Origin of the sequence: Mycobacterium sp. 1245801.1 (assembly GCF_001673055.1) — a bacterium.
Taxonomy (GTDB): domain Bacteria; phylum Actinomycetota; class Actinomycetes; order Mycobacteriales; family Mycobacteriaceae; genus Mycobacterium; species Mycobacterium europaeum_A.
This window is the reverse complement of sequence record NZ_LZKY01000200.1, coordinates 1-620: the sequence shown is the minus strand read 5'-3', so window position 1 is coordinate 620 and position 620 is coordinate 1. Positions and strand designations below refer to the sequence as shown.

At 67.6% G+C, this 620-nt stretch carries 2 protein-coding genes; one reads left to right on the top strand and one right to left on the bottom strand.

Annotated features, from left to right (window positions below):
* The coding region (locus A5622_RS12655; RefSeq protein WP_197499389.1) for a DUF3556 domain-containing protein at positions 1–460 on the top strand (460 nt) is incomplete at its 5' end.
* Here A5622_RS12655 and A5622_RS28210 read toward each other — a convergent pair.
* A partial coding sequence (locus tag A5622_RS28210; protein ID WP_082972023.1) for a DUF3618 domain-containing protein occupies positions 447–620 on the bottom strand: 174 nt, incomplete at its 5' end. The two genes, A5622_RS12655 and A5622_RS28210, sit on opposite strands and share 14 nt — an antisense overlap.

The following is a 620-nucleotide window of genomic DNA, read 5'->3' as shown; positions in this document are numbered from 1 at the left end:
GCAGCACCAGCAGCTCGAGCGGTTGTACGGCAGCAAAGAGGAAACCCTGATCCCGCTGCACCTGGCCTTGGCGTTCCGGGGGATGAACACCCACGGGCGCGCGCTGCTCACCCTGGCGCACCGGGCGATGGCCGACTACGACGAGGACGACTACAACCTGTGTGAGGGTGAAGTCCTGTGCTCGATGGTGCTGGGCTGGAACTTCGGCGACGGCCACATGCACAACGAATGCCTGATCGAGGCGCTGCAGCAGCGGTGCGGGTTCGAGCCGGGCGAGGTGCGCGTGGTGATCCTCGATGCCCAGCCCATCCACCAACAGCGGCAGGAATACAGGTTGGTCGACGCCGCGACGGGCGAATTCGAACGCGGCTACTGCGACGTCGACGACATGGCCACCAATCAGCCCTGGGCCGACGACATCCCGGTATACGTCCAGACTGGGCGCGTCACCGATTCCTGACGCGGCGCACCGCCACCACCACGACGAGGGCCCCGACCCCGGCCAGCGAGGCCAGCACCACGGGCTTCTGCACGAAGCCGATCACCCGGACCTTGAGGTCGTCGGCCAGGCGCCGAGGATTGGCCCGCTCGGCAAGCGAGTCGACGGTGGCCGCCAGCTG